This window comes from Acetobacterium malicum subsp. dehalogenans DSM 11527, assembly GCF_000472665.1.
Classification (GTDB): domain Bacteria; phylum Bacillota; class Clostridia; order Eubacteriales; family Eubacteriaceae; genus Acetobacterium; species Acetobacterium malicum.
In genome coordinates, this window is record NZ_AXAC01000014.1 from 17715 (window position 1) to 36630 (window position 18916).

15 protein-coding genes are annotated in these 18916 nt (G+C 45.8%); 10 read left to right on the plus strand and 5 right to left on the minus strand.

Features of this window, described 5'->3' with window-relative positions; genetic code table 11:
- Window positions 1-152 precede the first annotated feature (152 nt).
- The 5 genes from A3KS_RS22435 (at window position 153) to A3KS_RS0106525 (ending at window position 8866) form a co-directional block, all read left to right on the plus strand.
- Window positions 153-3080 carry a methyl-accepting chemotaxis protein gene (locus tag A3KS_RS22435; protein ID WP_051355705.1) on the plus strand — a complete coding sequence of 976 codons (2928 nt, stop codon included), beginning with the start codon at window positions 153-155 and terminating at the stop codon, window positions 3078-3080.
- A 571-nt stretch (window positions 3081-3651) separates the two neighbouring features.
- Entirely contained in the window at window positions 3652-5586 is a 1935-nt protein-coding gene (locus A3KS_RS0106510) for a sigma 54-interacting transcriptional regulator (protein WP_051355706.1), read from the plus strand.
- A gap of 31 nt (window positions 5587-5617) precedes the next feature.
- Window positions 5618-5767: a hypothetical protein gene (locus tag A3KS_RS23435; protein WP_156913212.1), complete on the plus strand. Its 150-nt coding sequence runs from the start codon at window positions 5618-5620 to the stop codon at window positions 5765-5767.
- Between the two features lie 44 nt (window positions 5768-5811).
- A complete protein-coding gene (acsB, locus tag A3KS_RS0106520; RefSeq protein WP_026394234.1) occupies window positions 5812-7947 on the plus strand; it encodes an acetyl-CoA decarbonylase/synthase complex subunit alpha/beta in 2136 nt (711 codons plus the stop codon).
- A 385-nt stretch (window positions 7948-8332) separates the two neighbouring features.
- On the plus strand, window positions 8333-8866 hold the full coding sequence (locus A3KS_RS0106525) for a DUF2284 domain-containing protein (protein WP_026394235.1): 534 nt from the start codon (window positions 8333-8335) through the stop codon (window positions 8864-8866).
- 122 nt (window positions 8867-8988) lie between these two features.
- On the opposite strand, the gene A3KS_RS20355 is transcribed toward A3KS_RS0106525, so the two are convergent.
- On the minus strand, window positions 8989-9342 hold the full coding sequence (locus tag A3KS_RS20355; RefSeq protein WP_051355707.1) for a winged helix-turn-helix transcriptional regulator: 354 nt from the start codon (window positions 9340-9342) through the stop codon (window positions 8989-8991).
- A 169-nt stretch (window positions 9343-9511) separates the two neighbouring features.
- On the opposite strand from A3KS_RS20355, the gene A3KS_RS0106540 reads away from it, so the two are divergent.
- Both A3KS_RS0106540 and A3KS_RS0106545 read left to right on the plus strand, forming a co-directional pair.
- Entirely contained in the window at window positions 9512-10003 is a 492-nt protein-coding gene (locus A3KS_RS0106540; protein WP_026394236.1) for a nitroreductase family protein, read from the plus strand.
- A 279-nt stretch (window positions 10004-10282) separates the two neighbouring features.
- Entirely contained in the window at window positions 10283-11449 is a 1167-nt protein-coding gene (locus A3KS_RS0106545) for an MFS transporter (protein ID WP_026394237.1), read from the plus strand.
- A 69-nt stretch (window positions 11450-11518) separates the two neighbouring features.
- Here A3KS_RS0106545 and A3KS_RS0106550 read toward each other — a convergent pair whose 3' ends face one another.
- Complete coding sequence (locus A3KS_RS0106550) at window positions 11519-12178, minus strand: TetR/AcrR family transcriptional regulator (protein WP_026394238.1); 660 nt, start codon at window positions 12176-12178, stop codon at window positions 11519-11521.
- 331 nt (window positions 12179-12509) lie between these two features.
- On the opposite strand from A3KS_RS0106550, the gene A3KS_RS0106555 reads away from it, so the two are divergent.
- Complete coding sequence (locus A3KS_RS0106555) at window positions 12510-13139, plus strand: corrinoid protein (protein ID WP_026394239.1); 630 nt, start codon at window positions 12510-12512, stop codon at window positions 13137-13139.
- Window positions 13140-13346: 207 nt separating this feature from the next.
- Complete coding sequence (locus A3KS_RS0106560) at window positions 13347-14531, plus strand: MFS transporter (RefSeq protein WP_026394240.1); 1185 nt, start codon at window positions 13347-13349, stop codon at window positions 14529-14531.
- 272 nt (window positions 14532-14803) lie between these two features.
- On the opposite strand, the gene A3KS_RS0106565 is transcribed toward A3KS_RS0106560, so the two are convergent.
- The 3 genes from A3KS_RS0106565 to A3KS_RS0106575 all read right to left on the minus strand — a co-directional run bounded on the left by A3KS_RS0106565 (window position 14804) and on the right by A3KS_RS0106575 (window position 17387).
- Window positions 14804-15721 carry a ketopantoate reductase family protein gene (locus tag A3KS_RS0106565; RefSeq protein ID WP_026394241.1) on the minus strand — a complete coding sequence of 306 codons (918 nt, stop codon included), beginning with the start codon at window positions 15719-15721 and terminating at the stop codon, window positions 14804-14806.
- Window positions 15722-15887: 166 nt separating this feature from the next.
- Window positions 15888-16280, minus strand: a complete 393-nt coding sequence (locus A3KS_RS0106570) for a hypothetical protein (protein ID WP_026394242.1) — start codon at window positions 16278-16280, stop codon at window positions 15888-15890.
- 369 nt (window positions 16281-16649) lie between these two features.
- Window positions 16650-17387: a MerR family transcriptional regulator gene (locus A3KS_RS0106575; protein WP_026394243.1), complete on the minus strand. Its 738-nt coding sequence runs from the start codon at window positions 17385-17387 to the stop codon at window positions 16650-16652.
- 233 nt (window positions 17388-17620) lie between these two features.
- On the opposite strand from A3KS_RS0106575, the gene A3KS_RS0106580 reads away from it, so the two are divergent.
- Window positions 17621-18907, plus strand: coding sequence for a 3-isopropylmalate dehydratase large subunit (locus A3KS_RS0106580; RefSeq protein ID WP_026394244.1), 1287 nt, complete (start codon window positions 17621-17623; stop codon window positions 18905-18907).
- Window positions 18908-18916 lie beyond the last annotated feature (9 nt).

The window sequence follows — 18916 nt, forward strand, 5'->3', positions numbered from 1 at the left end:
GATTGTTAACAGATAATCTGATGTAAATAAGCGGGCCACACCATTTTTCCTGTTCACATTTCCATAAATTAAGAAAAACCCGAATTACTGGCACAATAATTGCTTAAATTAACGGTTAAACTTAAAAATTGGAAGCAGAGGAAAGGTTAACGATGGAAGAGAGAAAACGAAAGAGTAAAACGATTAAACGAAAATTACTGATTGTACCATTGTGTTCTGTGTTGCTAGGGGTGTTTGTGATTGGGGCCATCTCCGCTTATTTGACCCGGGAAAGCTTGATGGCGGAAATGAGAGCCAGCGGCTTTGCTACCTCTCAGCAGTTTGTCGACCGACTAGAAGACAACACGGAAGCCCTTGATGCCATGAACGTCATGATCGAAGAACAGATCCGCAGCATCGGGAACATTGTCATTGCCAACCGGGGCGCCATCAGCGATCCCTACCTGACCGCTCTGGCCCAGCAGTCTGGGATAAATCAGATTTACTGGTTTAATGCGGCCGGCGAAATTCTTAATGCGGTTAATGGCGAGTACGTAGGCTGGAAGGCTGCTCCTGGGGATCCCATCTATAATTTCATGATCAGCGGCGAAAATGAACTGATGGAGGCTATCCGCAAAAGCACCGAAACCGATGAAACCTTCAAATTTGGTTATCTGAAGACCAGTACCGGTGAATTTGTTCAGGCTGGGGTCACCGCTGACCGGATTACCGATCTGACTGAACGATTTGGTTATCAGGCTTTGATTGACGAATTGTCAGCCAACGACCAAATTGTTTATGCCAGTTTTATTGATCAGGATTTGACCGTGGTGGCCGATACTCATCCCGAGGATTTGGGGATCAGTTATGCGGAGGACGAAAAGGTTGCAGCGGTAGCCATTGATGGTCAATCATCAGCCTCTGAATATTTTTATGAGGCTGATCAAACCAAGGTCTATGACGTATTGTTTCCGGTGGTTATTAATGATGAATTGAAGGGGGCTTTAAATATCGGTTATTCAATGGACGCTATTGAGACCGCAATCTTTAAAAATATTCTGATGGTATCAGTTGTTGGTTTGCTAGTTTTTCTGGTGCTGGCCTTGATTCTCTATCGGGTGTCCACATCAATTACTAAGCCTATTTCCAGTGTCAATCATATGATTAAAGAAATGAGCCTGGGACATTTAGGCCTGCGGTTGGGCATTGACAGCGACGATGAAATCGGCGAAATGGCCACCGCCATGGATTCCTTTGCTGAAGATCTACAAAAAGTAGTGATCGGCACGATGATCGAAATATCGGATGGGAATGTCTCGGCAACAATCCGGGAAAAGGACGATGCGGATGAGATCTCGCCAGCACTGAAACGCACCATTGCATCGATACGCGGTTTGATCGATGAGGTTACCACCCTTTCCCAGGCGGGGGTGGCCGGGCGGTTGCATGTCCGTGGCAACAGCGACCAGTTTAAAGGTGGGTTTCGCGATATCGTCAAGGGGGTTAACGATACCCTCGATGCGGTCGTAGGCCCCATCAATATGGCGGCCGATTATGTTAAGCGCATCGGTGCCGGGGATATTCCATTAAAAATCACAGCCACCTATCAGGGTGAATTTGATGCCCTGAAAAACAGTATCAATGCCTGCATCGATGGTTTGGGGGCCTTGGAAGAAGGAAATCGGATTCTCGAACAAATGAGTCATCACGATTTCGGAGAAACCATGGATGGTCAGTATTTCGGCATCTATTCCGAGTTTGCCCAATCCATTAACATCCTTAATCAGCGACTTAACGATGTGATTGCGGTGATCAATCATATCGCCGGGGGTAATCTTCAGGATCTCGATAAGCTGAGACAATCGGGACAACTCAGCGACAAGGATGAGCTGGTCCCAAGTCTGATTGGAATGATCGAAACCATTGATCTGTTAATTGCCGAAGCCAACGAAATGGCCCGGATTGCCGTGGCGGGAAACACCGGTAATCGTGGCGATGAAAGCCGTTTCCCTGGTGAATATGCTATGGTTATCGCCGGTTTTAACAAAACTCTGGATGCCCTGGTGGGACCGATGATGGCCGCTTCAGAAACCCTGGAAGAACTGTCCCAAGGCAATCTCAACACCGCTATGAAAGGCGATTATCAGGGCGACTACGCCCTGATTCAGGATAATATGAATCATACCGTTGAGTTCTTAAAACGATATGTTGATGAAATTACCGCTGTTTTAGAAGCGGTGGGCAAGGGAAATCTCGCACAGGAAATTACCGCCGAGTATCGGGGCGATTTTCTGGCCATCAAACGAGCGCTCAACCAGATCACCACTAACCTCAGCTACACGATGACGGAAATCAATGTGGCTGCCGGACAGGTGGAGCTGGGTGCCCGGCAGATTTCTGATGGTGGCCAGGCGCTGTCCCAGGGCACCATGGAACAGGCCAGTTCAATACAACAACTGACGGCATCTATTGATGAGGTTTCCACGGAGACTAAACGCAATGCGACCAATGCCAACGAAGCCAATATCCGGGCCATCGAGGTTCGGAACAATGCCGAAATTGGCAATCAGCAAATGAAAAAAATGGTCACTGCCATGGTGGACATTAATGACTCATCCAATAATATTTCTAAAATCATCAAGGTTATCGATGATATCGCCTTCCAGACCAATATTCTGGCCCTGAATGCGGCGGTGGAAGCTGCCCGGGCCGGCCAGCATGGCAAGGGTTTTGCGGTGGTCGCGGAAGAAGTCCGGACCCTGGCCGCCCGGAGCGCTGAAGCCGCCAAGGAAACGACCGGGCTGATTGAAGGATCGATCGCCAAAGTGGAAGCAGGGACGAAAATTGCCGATGAAACCGCCGCGAGTCTTAAAGAAATCCTTGATGAAATCGAAAAGGTGTCGGATCTGGTGGGGAATATCGCCCAGGCTTCCAGCGATCAGGCCTCGGAAATTGCCCAGATTACCAAAGGTATTGAACAAGTTTCCCAGGTTGTCCAGACCAACTCAGCCACAGCAGAAGAAAGTGCCGCCTCCAGCGAAGAACTGTCGGGTCAGGCCGAACTACTGAAAAAGATGGTAGGAGAGTTTAAGCTAAAGTAAGGCTAAGCAGCAATTTCGAAAAGTGCTTGAAACCCGTAGTAAATAGCGAGAAAGTGATTGCTTTTAAACCGTACGAATCTGAAAAAAAATGATGCAAAAAATTGAGACATGCAAAATTATGATCATGCTGACAGAAAAAGAATCGGATTTGGCCGATACACAATAAAAATGATTATTAATGAGTCAGGTTTTAAGCGTTTAATGCATAATTATTTGCACTTTGAGATCATGATTGTGATAAAGTAATACCCCGTCAAAAGCTGTGATATGCTCCCCTTATAGTGGATAGTTAAAATTAAAAACTGTTTATTAAAAGGAGGAGCATATTTTTATGGAAAGAAAAAGTAAGTTACCCCTGGTCGATGCCATTTAGAGTGGTAGAAACCATTCTAAATAGCATCGACCCGGTTAATTTTAAAAGATTGATCCGTCAGATCTAAGTCACAGTAAGCAAAAGCCGGTACATCAGCTCCGGTACCTTGATCGTCAAGCAAACATCAGCTATAATAAAAGGAAAAGACTGAGCGGATCGGGTCTTTTATCAAATTCATAAATTTTAGGAGCGATGGCGATGTTTAATAATGGTATTGTGAACTATGAAAATTACAATAATGTTGAAAAAAATCTGAAAAATGTGCTGAATCTGGCCAATACCAGTCAGAATGCCAAGGCCGTTGAGGAAGAAATCTATTATAATACCGCCAAAAATGTTGGACGTAGCCTGAATGTCACCGATTATAACAGCTTATCCGAAAAAATCATGGAGTTGGGAATCGGTCAGATCGTCATTACCAACATGTCCGATGAAAAAGTCGTCTTTCGGCTGTACGATTGTTTTACCTGCAGCGACATGGAAAATATCGGGAAACCAGTCTGTTACTTTGAAGCTGGGATCCTGGCCGGGGCCGTCAGTACCATCAGCAAGCAGGATATGGACGCCGTGGAAGTCCGATGTAACGCCCTCGGCGACAGCTATTGCGAATTTGAAGTCACCAAGGCAAGTGGCACGAAGAAGAGCTTCAATGACGACAGCGATGGTGGAAAAACCGATATCAATATGCTTTACCTGACGATCAACTCATTGAAACTGGCCAAAAGCAAAAATCAGATCCAGTCCCAAAGTCAACGCTCCACCCAGGACAATAAAAAACTCAATGATGCGCTGGAAAATGCCTTGGAAGCCGACAATTTCAATCAGAACATCATCGACAGCATCCCCAATTATCTGGCGGTGATTGACAGTTCCGGGATGGTTGTTCGGATCAATAAAAAGTACCAGGAATTCTTATCATCAGCTTTTAAAAAAGATACCAGCATCATTTCATTGGCCTGGGAATCAAAATATCTTGAGGTTTTGGCGACCGGGGCACCGGCCATCTGGCAGCAGCAGATTTCCGGCAAGGAACATATCATTTTTGAAAGCCCGATTTTAGAAGCAAAGGCGGTGCTAAGACAGGTGATCCCGGTGGAATCTGACTTTATTAAGCTGCTCCTCGATAAAATATCGGTGCTGGAAGAACAGATTGACAGCAAAAAAAAGGCCGGCGAGACGGAGCACGCCACACTTCATGATCCCAACGTGATGGTTACCAGCGCTGAAATGATTGACCTGGTCAACTACATCAAGAAAGTGGCAAAAACGGATGCCTCAATTTTAATGCGCGGGGAAAGCGGCACCGGAAAAACAATGTTTGCTGAAGTTGTTCATCAGGAGAGTCCCAGAAGTCACCAGCCATTTATTTATATTGACTGCACCACCATTCCCAAGAATTTTTTTGAAACCGAACTGTTCGGATATACTCCCGGAGCCTTTACCGGGGCCAATAAAAAGGGGAAAATCGGAAAACTGGAAATGGCCCAGGGCGGCACGGTTTTTTTAGATGAAATCGCCGAGATTCCCATCGAAATCCAATCCAAACTGCTCCGTTTTCTGCAGGAAAAAAAGTTTGAAAAGATGGGCTCAGTAACAACCCAACAAGTTGATACCCGGGTGATTGCCGCCACCAGTCAAAACCTGGAAGCGATGATCGGGGCCGGTTTATTCCGAAAAGATCTCTATTACCGGCTCAATGTGATCAATATTATGCTGCCGCCGCTGCGCGAAAGAAGTCAGGAAATCCCTGGTCTGGTTGATCGAATCCTGACGCAAATCAGCCAGGAAACGGGTACGGCGGTGAAAAAGATTGAAGCCGCCGGTCTGCAGGAATTAATGAATTACAGTTGGCCGGGGAATATCCGCGAACTGGAGAATCTAATCAAAAGACTGACCTTTTTAGTTGATGATCCGGTCATTTCCAGGGCCGCGATTGATAAAGAACTGAATACGGCGGAATCGTTAAATGTCTTTGCCGGGGTCGTTAAAAACGAAATCAAAGAAAATGAAAAAGAGCTGATCGTCAGAGTGCTGCAAAATTGCCGCGACAACAAGTCGGCGGCGGCGGCCAAACTGGGGATCACGCGTCAAACACTTTATAATAAAATCAAAAAGTATAACATCACATTTTGACGCCCGAGTTCTTGCCGGCAGGTGTCAAATTGTGTCAAAAAGTGTCAAGCCATCTTTGACAGTGTCAAAAAAAATAGACACTGTCAAAGATGAAATATTAAACGAAACCCGCCTGAATGCTGAATCAGGTGGGTTTTATGCGCTTGGCACAAAAATTGCGATATATTTTAGAGATGAATAAACACTAAAACAATAAATTTCTTTGAAAAGGAAGAGTGAAAAATTATGAGTTTGACAGATTTAATTTATGCTGGTTCGAATGCGGTTGCCGGATTAACGGAAGGCGCAGTCAGTGATGCCATTGAAAAATATGGCGAAGGTCATGCGGTTGGCTACCCGGATACAGCTTATTTTTTACCGATCATTTACGCTGCCACCGGCGTTAAAATTAAAACATTGGGTGATTTGCCAGCGGCAGTGGGGATTCTGAAAAGTCTGATCACCAACAAGGAAGACCTGGGCGACGCTTTAAACGCTGGACTGGCTACCGCCGTCGGCGCTGAAATTATTGAAGCGATCCGTTACCTCGATGGCGACCCCTACGCCAACGATGCCGGTATTGGTTTTGTCGCCGATCCAATTATTCGTTCTTTGGGCGTGCCCCTGGTAACTGGCGATATTCCCGGGATTGCCGTGCTTTTAGGCGAATCCGCTGATCCGGCTGGATTGGCTGCGATAGTCAAAGATTATCAGGAAAAAGGCTTACTGACCTTTATGGTTGGTAATATCATTGAGCAAGCGCTCGAAGCCGGTGTGAAAATGGGACTGGACTATCGCGTCATCCCCCTTGGCCATGAAGTAACCTCGGTGATCCATGTGGTCTCCGTTGCAATTCGGGCCGCTCTGATTTTTGGTGGTATCGAGCCAGGTAAATTGCCAGAGTTTTTAACCTACACCAAAGAGCGGGTCCCGGCCTTTGTTAATACCTTTGGTGAATTAAACGAAGTGATTGTTTCCGTTGGCGCTGGCGCCATTGCTTTAGGCTTCCCAGTAATCGCTGATGTCCCGGTACCCGAAGTACCCGGTGCCTTAATGACCCAGGCTGATCACGCCAAAACCGTCGAGTTCTCGTTAGAAGCCCGGGAAATTAAAATTAAAGTCACCAAAATTGATGTCCCTGTTTCCGTGGCCTCCGCTTTTGAAGGTGAACGGGTCCGTAAAGACACCATGTTTGCGGAATTTGGCGGCAACAAAACCGAATGTTGGGAACTGGTTACCAGCGGTGATCCGGCCGAAATGGAAGATCACAAAATTACCCTGATCGGACCGGATATCGATGATGCCAGTTTTGCCGATGCCGACGTCGTCCGTTTACCACTGGGGATTGTCGTCACCGTAGGCGGTAAAGCGATGCAAAAAGATTTCGAAACCGTGCTGGAACGACGTATCCACTACTTCACCAACTATATTGATGGTGCCATGCATGTCGGCCAACGTAACATCGCCTGGATCCGCTTAACCAAAGAAGCCTTTGAAAAAGGATTCCGCTTAAAACACATCGGTGAAGTGCTCTATGCAAAAATGCGCTCTGACTTTGAAAAGGTCGTTGATAAATGCGAAATCACCATTTACACCAAGGCGGAAGATGTCAAACGGCTGGGCGAAGAAATGGTTAAACCGATTTATGCCGAACGTGATGCCCGGATGAATGCTTTAACCGATGCCAGCGTCGATGAGTTCTATACTTGTTTATTATGTCAGTCATTTGCCCCCAGTCATGTCTGTGTCGTTACCCCGGAACGTTTGGGCCTGTGCGGCGCCGTCTCCTGGTTGGACGCCAAAGCCACCAAAGAACTGGATCCATTGGGACCGAATCAGCCAATTGTCAAAGGTGAAGCCGTTGATGAACGACTAGGTATCTGGAATTCCGTCAACGAAGTGGTTAATGCCGCGTCCCAGGGTGCCGTTGAACGGGTAACCCTGTATTCAATTCTGGAAGATCCGATGACATCCTGTGGTTGTTTTGAATGTATTTGCGGAATTATGCCTGAAGCCAATGGCGTTATCATCGTCAACCGTGAATTCAGCGAGTCCTCACCGGTCGGGATGACCTTCGGTGAGCTGGCCTCAATGACCGGCGGCGGCGTGCAGACCCCCGGCTTTATGGGTCATGGCCGTTTCCTGATCGGTTCGAAAAAATTCATGTCAGCTGAAGGTGGCTTATCACGAATCGTCTGGATGCCCAAAGAATTGAAAGACGATGTGGCCGAACGGTTAAACAAAGCGGTCTTCGAAATGACCGGCATCGAAAACTTTGCCGATATGGTCTGCGACGAAACCATTGCCACCGATTCCGAAGCCGTTTTAGAATTCCTGGAAACTAAAAACCATCCCGCTTTGGCGATGGATCCGATTATGTAGGCAGTTTGCTGCACCGTTCTCCGACTCGATCGTTGGGAGGTAGAGCTGGTCGATAAATAGTCAGCCACCTACCGACCTCAGAAAATTAATAAAAAAGACGTATTTTATTTTGGAATACGTCTTTTTGTGATGCAATAAAGCTGAATAAAAAATAAAAATCTGCTAAAAAAGTTCTTGATTTTTCTTAGCAGGTTTTTATGCAAATGGTTAAGCGAATGCGGTTATTAAGTGATGTCTGATAACTTGGTTTCACCGGGCCTTTTCCAGATACGCGAGAAAAGGGCTGGACTGGAGCAGCGGACAGAAAAAGCAGGTAGGATGAAAAAAACATGTGTGTTATAATCAAAAATACAGAACGATGCGTAAGCGTTTAGGAGGGGAATCGATGAAAGACTATCTGAAACAGGCCGACTTTACTGAGATTGCAGAACTTAAGAATATCCATGACATTCACATTACCCAGGAGGTACGGGATCGCTGTGCTGATAATTATTGCGGATTTTTTGGTAAAAATCACATGTGTCCGCCAGCAGTGGGAGATCTGGATCATTACCGCCAGATGATTGAGCAGTATGACCAGGGATTGGTTTTTTCGAAAGCCTATCCGATCAAGTCCCGCAGTGATTTTGCCGGGATGATGGCAGCGGGGATTGCGTTTCGGGAAATCATCCAGGAAATAAATGGGAAGGCTAGAGCAAATCACCAGAATTGTGTGTTTTTCACAGCAGGAACCTGCGGTATTTGTGAAAAATGCGCCATTTTAGACAATGAGCCCTGCCGGTTTCCGGAGGAGGCCATTCCATCCTTGGAAGCCGCCGGTATCGATGTGGTGCGATTGAGTCGGGATCTGGGGATGAAGTACAATAACGGAGCTGATAAGGTGACATATTTTGGACTAGTGGTATATCGGGAAGGATAGCCCATAAATAGATAAAATATATGAATGATATCGATTGGAAATGGGGATAAAAACCACGAAATGACGATAAATATCAAAAAAACAGTGACCGGCGCAATTGGTGGGTTACTGTTTTTTTGCAGTTACTGACTGACCGCTTCGTTCAACTCGACGGGGGCATCCTCAGCCATATAATCTTTGCCCCATTCACACATGGCATCCAGAATCGGATAGAGGCTCAGGCCGAAACTAGTCAGGGCGTATTCGGTTTTAGGTGGCACCACCGGATAAACCGTCCGGGTGATCAGTCCGTCCCGTTCCAGCTCCCGGAGTTGCTGGGTGAGCATTTTGGGGGTAGCATGGTGGACGATTTTTTGTAGTTCGTTAAAGCGCAGAGTCTGGTTAACCAGGTTCCACAGAATTTTGGTTTTATATTTACCGCCAATCAGGCTAATTGTGGCATCAATTGGGCAGCAGAAATGTTTTTTTTCAGTCATTGGGGACTCCTTTTGAATTTTTATGGATACTTACTATCATTTTGGGTAGTAAGTGATTAATAAGTGCATACTTGTATTTTTGAAAATCATTGGTAAAATGATAGCATGAATAAAAGTAAGACGCAAGCAATTGCCAAAATACGATTATAAAAATTTATTGGAGGAAAAAATGAGCGCAATTTTTAGTCGAACCAGTGTTAGAAAGTATGAAAACAAAGAAGTGGAAGCGGAAAAAATCGATGCGATTCTAAGAGCTGCGATGGCCGCCCCATCAGCTGCCAATCAACAACCCTGGGAGTTTTATGTGGTTAAAAACAAAGAAACCCTGGCCGCACTGGCTGATTGTAGTCCCTATGGTGGATGTGTTAAGGATGCTGCCATGGCGATTGTACCGGTTTACCGTAAAGAAATGATGATGCCGGAATTTGCCAACATCGACATGGCTGCCGCCACCCAGAATATCCTGCTGGAAGTTACCGAGTTGGGCCTGGGCGCTGTCTGGATTGGTATTGCACCACTGGCAGACCGGATGGAAAATGTCCGCAAGGTGTTGCAGATACCGGATCATCTTAGCCCCTACGCGATCATTCCGATTGGTTATCCAGTGGAAGGTGCCGAGCAGAAAGACCGGTTTGATGCCGAACGGGTCCATTTTGAGTAAGCCGGAAAAATTCTGATTAACTGATCAAAAGCCGCAGCAGCCAATAAATGGTTGTTGCGGCTTTTTTAGAATTTTTGCATGGTTTGCAAGTATAGAAATTTTTTCGTTTGCGTTTCTTCTATAACCGGTTAATACTGGTTTAATTTGTTTGAAAACGTTAAATAGTCATTGACAGAAAAAATTGCACATAATATAATATTTACAATTTAACCGGTAAAATTTTTAATGTGAATCATAAATTTATCTGGGAAAAAACGCTATGATTGTTAGGAGAAAGTTTTGGAAAAGAAAAAAATTAAAATTGCGATTCTGTCGATATCATCATTACTGATGATATCCATGACCGCATCAGCGATTCTGGCCGATATTCAGGCTTATTTTGTGGGTGTCGATCCATCGTTGATTTCGATGGTTTTAACCATTCCAGCCTTGATGGGGTTGGTGTTTGCCTTTGCCTCCGGTCCACTGTCACTGCGGCTGCCGAAGAAAAGTCTGGTGATTTTCGGTCTGGTTTGTGGACTGACTGGGGGGATGATCGCGCTATTTTTTGGCTCCATCAGTATTTATGTGCTGCTTGGCTGCAGTTTGTTACTGGGAATCGCCCAGGGTATGAATTCCACCATGTCGATGGCCCTGATTGCCGATTATTTTGTGGCGGAAGAAAGTGGTGCCCTGATGGGGCTGCAGTCGGCCTTTGTCAATGGCGGTAGTATGGTGCTATTGTTCAGTTCCGGGATGCTAGCCGGGATTTCATGGCAGATGTCTTATTTAGTCTATCTGGTTTTTATTCCGGTGATCTTTCTGGTCATCAAAAACCTGCCTAAGGATCAGGCCCCGCCCCATGCCGAAGAAAAACATGCCGAGAAAAGTGCCAAGCTTAACGCCCGGGTTTATTTTACGGCCCTGACGATGTTTCTGTTTGGGGTTTTCCTGTTTGTCTTTCAAACCAATATTGCCCTTTACGTGTCTGGCAAGGGATTGGGGGATGCCTCTACCAGCGGGTTGATTAATACCTCCATGTCCGCCGCCGGGATGCTCACCGGAATCTTGTTTGGGCGGATGCAGCGGGTCCTGAAAAAGCTGGTGATCCCGGTATCACTACTAGTTGGGGGTATGGGGATGCTGCTGATCTTTGTGCTGGGTAGTTTGCCGTCACTCTTTATCGGGGCGATGTGCTGTGGTTTCTGTCTGGCCACCATCAATCCGGCGGGTACCTTCCAGGCGGCCAATGCCGTTCATCCGTCGATCAGTTCATTGGCCATCGCTATTGTCACCGCTGCCACCAGTGTTGGGATCTTTGTCTCGCCAATCGTTTCCAATGGGGTCGCTAGTTTAGCTGGCGGCAATATCGAAATTAAATTTCTGCTGGCGGCCGTCGGGCTGGCGGCGGTTGGGGTGATGTCTTTTATCGGCAATGCTATTCTCGACAAAAAACAAACGATCTAAAATCTGTCATCAACGTTAAAACCGCCCGGATTCATGAAGAATCCGGGCGGTTTTGTTTTTTGGATGCGTTTAATCAATTTGAAAATAGGGTTTAAAGCTGAAGGGCACGGTTTCCAGCACTGTTTTGCTCTCAGCAATTATTTCGTCAATCCGCGGGCTATCGATGTGCATCAGCATAAAGTTCAACCGGATAATATAATCCAGGCAGTCATCTCGGGTGCACTTGAACTCACCCCGGTCAAAGGCCCACATCAGGGAGAAACTGGAAGATCGGGCAGCATTGGCGATCATTGCCAGCTCATCGGTTTTTTCGTCAAAATCCAGATGATAGCGGCGTTGGTGCATTTTATAGAGGACATTGCCTTCGGTGCTGAACATATCCTCATACTTGTCATCGGCCAGCTCGCGGATAAACTGCATGGCTTTGGGGTCGGATAGAAACATCAGATGATAGAGCCGGATCTCTACCGCCGTACCGACCTGGAGATCGGTACGGCGGTCTTTAAAATAGTTGTTGTAAAGTTTTAAAGCAACGGTGTTCTTTAGATCAAAAAGGAAGGCGTCACCGACGGATCGGCCCAGGCTTGATTTTGATTTGAAATAGTAGGAGATCAGCGGTTTGGTAATTTCGCAGATCTCGGCAATCTGATCCAGGTATGTTTTTTTATAGCCTTGCTCGTAAAACAGCTGGCTGGCCACCTTGAGAATATTTTCTTTCTGGTTATTCATGGTCATCTCTCTCGCATTGGAATTTTTAAATATCTTTTTATTTTAGCCTTTTCGGCGGGGGGATGCAAGTTTATTTTACTGTACCGGTTTAAATTAAATTAATTTAAAAAAGATTGACTTTTCGTAAAAAACCGATTACAATACGATTACTGAACCGGTTAAAATATTTGAACCGGGAGAAATATTCTGGAGCAATCCCCGTTATCATAGGATAATTGCGATTATTATGCGTTTAAAAAGAGTTGAAAAAAATATGATGAAAACGGTGATATGTTTTCCAGACAGTCATATTTCGTAAGAACATTGAATTCATTTAACAGGAGGAAGAAAGATGTCAAAAATTGTAGAAGTCAAAGCCAAAGTTGAAGCAGGAAAATCTAAACTGGTGCCCGGACTGGTTCAGGAAGCATTGGATGCCGGTGCTGCACCGGAAGAGATTCTCCAGGCAATGGTTGATTCCATGGGTGTAGTTGGGGAGAAGTTCTCATCCGGAGAAATCTTTGTGCCGGAAATGCTGATCGCTGCTAAAGCCATGTCAAAAGGTGTGGAAGTTTTAAAACCATTGATGGCTGGCGATGGCTCGGCATCAATGGGTACCTGCGTCATCGGTACGGTTGCCGGAGATTTACATGATATCGGAAAGAATCTTGTTTCCATGATGATCGAAAGTGCGGGCTTTGATATGGTGGATCTGGGAGTTGATGTCCCCGCTGATAATTTTGTCAAGGCTGTTAAAGATAATGATAAGGTTGTTCTGGTTGCCTGCTCCGGTTTGCTGACAACAACGATGCCGGCGTTAAAAGAAGCAGTTCAGACCATTAAAACGGCTTGTCCTGACGTTAAAGTAATTGTTGGAGGCGCGCCAGTGACACCAGAATACGCAGCAGAAGTGGGTGCCGACGGTTATGCTCCTGATGCCGGCAGTGCTGCCGTGAAAGCTAAAGAACTGGTTACTGCTTAAAGTGCGCAAGTGCTTTCATTCCCTGTCAGACATCCGGTCTTCTCATCGATAATTCTGAAGGTGTTGCGTCACCGTCAGTAAAGAAATTGTCCGCATGATCAGGGTGCTATTTTAGAACCTTCCAGAATAAATTTATTTAATTTCAAGTATTTGCGAAACCTTCGTTGTTTCGCAAATACTGAATATACAAAAATAAGGAGGAAAAAAATGAACAAAACAGTAAAACCCATCTCAACCTTCACGATTTTGGCCATGGCGTTTTTCGGAATGGGTGTCGGGACCATTACCCCAGCCCTAAATGCAATTTTTGTACAGTTCTCAGATTTGCCGATTACAACTCTTTTGCTGGTGTCCACACTGCCCTCATTAACCGTTATTCCAGCCACTCTGATTGCCGGGTCTGTTGCCGGTAGTAAAGTAAAATACCGAACCCTGGCAATAATCGGGATGACCCTTTTTGTCCTTGGCGGTATTGCCCCGTATTTCGCAACTGACTTTACCGTGATTTTACTTGAACGAGCTATCTTTGGTATTGGTCTTGGGATCATGTCACCACTGGCTAATTCCCTGGTCATGGGCGTTTATGAAGGCGACAAAGTCGCCAGCATGACGGGTATGGTTACCCTGGCGATGAACATCGGCGGTATGGTGCTTCAATTTATGGGCGGTTATTTTGCCGGAATTGGCTGGAATTACAGCTTCTTGCCCCATGCATTAGGTATTATTTCTTTAATAATGGTTATCTTTTTCTTGCCAGAGCCACCAAAAGCTCCGGTAACAGCAGAAACCCAGGCCGCTCCCAAAGAAAAACTACCGGTCAAATTGTTTATTATCGTGCTGGTATATGGTCTTTACACCTTGTCCATTTATCCGATGCTCGTCAATATGTCCACCCTGATTGTTGATCGGGGAATGGGAACAACTGCAACCGCAGGTGTTGTCCTGGCGCTTTTGACCATTGGTGGAATGGTAGCCGGTTCTGTTTTTGGTAAGGTATTCAAGATGTCCGGTCGCTTTATTATGGCTCTGGGTTATGCTTTAGCAACAATCGGTCTGGTGATGGTGGTTTTTGCCAGCAACATTGCACTGTTGTCAGTTGGTGTCTTTATTGAAGGTTTTGCCATGTCCACCCTGATTCCGGCCAGTATGATGCTCATTTCGATGACCGTTAAACCAAGCCAGATGGCTATAGGTGTGTCCTTCTTCATGGCTGGTATGAACCTCTTCGGATTCCTGTCAACCTACTGGATTGGCGCTATTGCCGCCGTAACCGGTGACGCCGTGACCGCTCCAATTGCGGTTGGTGCTTGTGTAACAGCTGCTTTCTTTGTGATCTATCTCATTATCAATCCGTTAAAATCGGGTGCACCGGTTGCCCCTGAACGCGGATAAAGTGATCAAGAACCAGAACTGTTCTATTGAATAAAACTGAAATAAAGCCTTCCGTTGTAATTGAAAATGGGAGGCTTTTATTTATGTAAATTTAAGCATGGGTGATCTTAGTGAAACGGCTCTCATGAATTGAGTTGTTGCACAAAAAAACACCAGACCAATGCACGATATGATATTAGATGATATCAATACATTAGTCAGGTGTTTTTATTAGCTACGTCAGGTATTTGGTGCAAGTTGACCTCGATGAGAGGCTATGAGGGCGATGTCTGTCACTGAGCTAATTCGCTGAATGCCTGTGCCATCCGTTGATAAGTCGGCATCGGAACGCGGTAATGTGCACCCATCCGCAGGACTTCAAAAACCAGGCCGTCAATCTCTGACTTTTTGCCCAGACTAATATCACGTTGCATTGAAGTTGAAGCTGTTGGTGCCAGTGAGTCCAGGATATCCAGATTAAACTGGACGATATCAACATCGAAATGAATGTCCATGGCCAGGGCCAGCGCTTCGATTTCCCGCAGTAAAGCTATATAGGTGTCCCTAATTTTACCAGGCTTCTGAACCGCTCCGGCCTCAACCTGATAATACAAACCGCAGGCCGCCATTGCCGATACATAGGAAAATTTCTGTAAAGCGTCTTTGCGGATATCCGGGGATAGGATACCCAGAATAGCGCTGTCATTTAAATCTGCTTCAATTTGCTTCAGAACCGGGCGGAATTGGGCGGGATCACGGACTCCGAAAAAAACCCTGAAAATTTTGCCGTGCATCTTGATTTTTCCCGGTCCGGTAATATTGGCGGAGATATAAATGCAGCCGTCGGTAACCAGCAGCTCGGGGAGTAGGACCTGAAGTTTTCCACCGGTACCATAAATGTTTAAAATGGGAATTACCACGGTATTTTTATCAGCGATCCGTTTGATAAACGGAACAATATCGGCTAGTGAATAGCCTTTGACGCAGACAAAAATCACATCCGGACGTTCATCATAATGCTCGGAGTCGCAAACCTTGATCGGGGCGACCGTATAAGTCCCTTGCCAATTGGTTTCTAACTCAATTCCGTTTTCCCTGATCCGGTCAAGGTGTGGGCCTCTGGCAATTAAGGTCACATCTTTCCCGGCTTTGGCCAGATAGGCCCCAATGCATCCACCAGTCCCGCCGGCTCCGATAACCAGATATTTCATAAGCAGCTCCTTCTATACGATCAATAAGACGTTGTTTATTGATAGTATACAGCGAATAAGCATTATCAGCAACTGTGTCTTCGGTTACAAAATGCGAAATATTAAAATATTTTTGATCTTCAGCACTCGGCTTCCAGAAGCTTTGGAAAGAGGGGACAAACGGTGATTATAAATATTGCTGATTACTGGAATAAGAACCCTTAATCTTGTCGTCTTCAAAATCGTTCATGGCCAGGTTATAATTGGAAAGGAACAGCTTCTCAACGGCTGACAATTTATGCTTGCTGGCATTGAGGCATTCCTGACACTGGGGGTCGATGGTTTCCGGGATTTGAATATCCGTAGGCTTAGAAACCTGATCAAAATCAATATTGGTCAGCTTGCAGTGACTTTCAATATCGACGTCGGTCCAGAGGCTCTTTAAGAATTTTAGACATGATTTTTGAGGCTGCTCAAATAGTTGTTTTATTTGTGAGTGATTGATATGCTGGCTTATTTTGGTCACAGTATTTTCTAGATCGGACAGGCTAAAATAGTTGTTTAAAGTTAATTGATTCATGTTAATTCTCCTAATTTATATGTTATCAGGCAAAGTCAGACTCTGGTGAGTATCACTGCCAATTTTACTGTTTTAAACACCATCCCGATATGGAATTAATTGTTTGGTGAATAAATAAATAATAACAGATGAATGTGAACGTTATGTTAACAAGAGATTACGAATTTCTGAAGATTTAAGAATCGGGGCTTTATTTGTTGCACGCAAGCGCATTGAGCCGGGGGAATAATGGGTTGTCACGATTATTGGTTGAACAGCAATGATGATGAGTGTGGAAAATAAAAAGAACCATATGGGATTAATATGGTAGATTAACCCAAAATGGTTCTTATAATACAGTGAATTATTGATGATTTTGGGTTTTAATCCCTATTTAGCGGTATAAATACCGATGGCATCGCTCATAAACTGGGCCAGGCCTTCGGCGTGGGTATCAATGTTTACCTTGAACCGGTCATCATGGACGTACATCAGCCCCAGTCCGGACAGAATTTCTTTGGTACAGTCGTAGTAGTGCCGGGTGATGTTGTCTTGCCACTGGGCGACCAGCTCCTGAACCTCGGGGTCAGTGGCATCTTTTTCCATATTGGCAACAAAGCTGGCATAGATGGCTTCGGTTTCATTGTGGATTGCTTCCCATTGTTCCGGGCTGTAGCCGTTGGTTTTCTGCTGGCTCTGACGGTAGGCGTCAGTTTTCCCCCAGCGCTCTTTCACCTCGGTTTCGTATTTTTTCTTGTTCGCTTCAATTTCAGTCATATCAAATGGTTTAAAATTCATGGTTTTTTCTCCTTCTAATTTTTGGTCAAGCAAGGCAATCAGTTTGTCTAAACGGCGCCGTTTGAGCAGCAGCAGGTGACGTTGTTTTTTAAAGGCATCCATTTCATCATAGTTGGGGTCGGCCAGAATCCCTTTGATTTCCTGGATCGAAAAATCCAGCTCTCGTAAGAACAGAATATTCTGGAGCTGGGCCAGATTGGCCGCATCGTAGTATCGATACTTATTTTCGGTGACCTCACTGGGAATCAGAATTCCTTCACGATGGTAGTAGTGAAGGGTGCGCACACTGACCCCGGTAAGTGTCGCCACTTCCTTAACTGTCATTTTCATTGGCTTCTCCTTGCTGGATGTTTTTGGCTCGGTTTTCCCTGACCTGATTCTATCATAAACTATGACCTAAGGTTAGAGTCAAGAGGGGAATTAAAAAAGTTTTCGTCAGCCTGAAAATATTTGTAACCAGCGGCATTGATTTCATCTGGTTTATTGATCTATTTACAGGTTTATGTCATAATAAGAGATGAGTTTATTGAGATTAAGAAAGTGACAAAAAGAAGGAGATTAAAATGGGTAAGACAATAGCAGAAAAAATATTTGATGCACATCGGGTAGACGAGCCGTTTCCAGACACACATGTATTAAAACTGGACCGGGTTTTCTGTCATGAAATCACCACACCAATTGCCATCACTGATCTGATGGCCCGGGGGATGGATCGGGTTTTTGATCCCACCAAGATCAAGGCCGTTATCGACCATGTCACCCCAGCCAAGGATTCAAAAACTGCGGCGCAGGGTAAAATCCTCAGAGACTGGGCCCGGCGACATGATATTAAAGACTTTTTTGATATTGGCAAAAACGGCGTCTGTCATGCCATCTTCCCGGAAAAGGGATTTGTCCGACCTGGCTACACCATCATCATGGGCGACTCGCACACCTGTACCCATGGGGCTTTTGGGGCCTTTGCGGCCGGAATTGGTACCACTGACCTGGAAGTTGGGATTTTAAAAGGGGTTTGTGCCTTCCATTTTCCTAAAACCATTAAAATTGTTCTCACCGGCGCCCTGCAACCGGGAGTTTATGCCAAGGATCTGATCCTCTTTATCATCAAAGAGCTGACGGTCAACGGCGCCACCAACATGGTCATTGAATTTACCGGTCCGGTCGTCGATGCGATGTCGATGGAATCCCGGATGACCCTCTGTAACATGGCCATTGAAGCCGGCGGCACCTGCGGGATCTGCTATCCCGATATGACCACTGTCGATTATCTGTGGGACTTTATCCAGGACGAATTTGCCACCAAAGCTGATGCCCTGGCCGATTATTCAAAGTGGGTTTCCGATGCGGATGCCGAATACGAACGGGTGCTGGAATACAATGTTTCGGAACTGCAACCGATGGTTACCGTGGGTTTTAAGCCTGATCAGGTCAAAACCGTGGCCGAAATGACCGGCACCAAAGTCGATCAGATCTATATTGGTAGCTGCACCAATGGTCGGATTGAAGATTTACGGATCGCCGCTGAAGTCCTCAAAGGCAAAAAAATCAGCGATAATGTCCGCGCCATTGTCAGCCCGGCAACACCAGCCATTTATTCGATGGCTTTAAAAGAAGGCATCATCGAAATCTTCCAGGATGCCGGCTTCTGCGTCACCAACCCCACCTGCGGGGCCTGCTTGGGTATGAGCAACGGGGTCCTGGCTGAAGGCGAAGTCTGTGCTTCCACCACCAACCGTAATTTCAACGGCCGGATGGGTAAGGGTGGCATGGTTCATCTGATGAGCCCGGCCTCAGCCGCGGCGGCAGCCATTAGCGGCACGATTGAAAATTCTTTTTTATTCAAGGCTTAGAGGGGAGAT

Coding starts and splice junctions, on each gene's coding strand:
- A3KS_RS22435 (WP_051355705.1), top strand. CDS start 153: ATGGAAGAGAGAAAACGAAAGAGTAAAACGATTAAACGAAAATTACTG.
- A3KS_RS0106510 (WP_051355706.1), top strand. CDS start 3,652: ATGTTTAATAATGGTATTGTGAACTATGAAAATTACAATAATGTTGAA.
- acsB (WP_026394234.1), top strand. CDS start 5,812: ATGAGTTTGACAGATTTAATTTATGCTGGTTCGAATGCGGTTGCCGGA.
- A3KS_RS0106525 (WP_026394235.1), top strand. CDS start 8,333: ATGAAAGACTATCTGAAACAGGCCGACTTTACTGAGATTGCAGAACTT.
- A3KS_RS20355 (WP_051355707.1), bottom strand. CDS start 9,342: ATGACTGAAAAAAAACATTTCTGCTGCCCAATTGATGCCACAATTAGC.
- A3KS_RS0106540 (WP_026394236.1), top strand. CDS start 9,512: ATGAGCGCAATTTTTAGTCGAACCAGTGTTAGAAAGTATGAAAACAAA.
- A3KS_RS0106550 (WP_026394238.1), bottom strand. CDS start 12,178: ATGAATAACCAGAAAGAAAATATTCTCAAGGTGGCCAGCCAGCTGTTT.
- A3KS_RS0106555 (WP_026394239.1), top strand. CDS start 12,510: ATGTCAAAAATTGTAGAAGTCAAAGCCAAAGTTGAAGCAGGAAAATCT.
- A3KS_RS0106560 (WP_026394240.1), top strand. CDS start 13,347: ATGAACAAAACAGTAAAACCCATCTCAACCTTCACGATTTTGGCCATG.
- A3KS_RS0106565 (WP_026394241.1), bottom strand. CDS start 15,721: ATGAAATATCTGGTTATCGGAGCCGGCGGGACTGGTGGATGCATTGGG.
- A3KS_RS0106570 (WP_026394242.1), bottom strand. CDS start 16,280: ATGAATCAATTAACTTTAAACAACTATTTTAGCCTGTCCGATCTAGAA.
- A3KS_RS0106575 (WP_026394243.1), bottom strand. CDS start 17,387: ATGAAAATGACAGTTAAGGAAGTGGCGACACTTACCGGGGTCAGTGTG.
- A3KS_RS0106580 (WP_026394244.1), top strand. CDS start 17,621: ATGGGTAAGACAATAGCAGAAAAAATATTTGATGCACATCGGGTAGAC.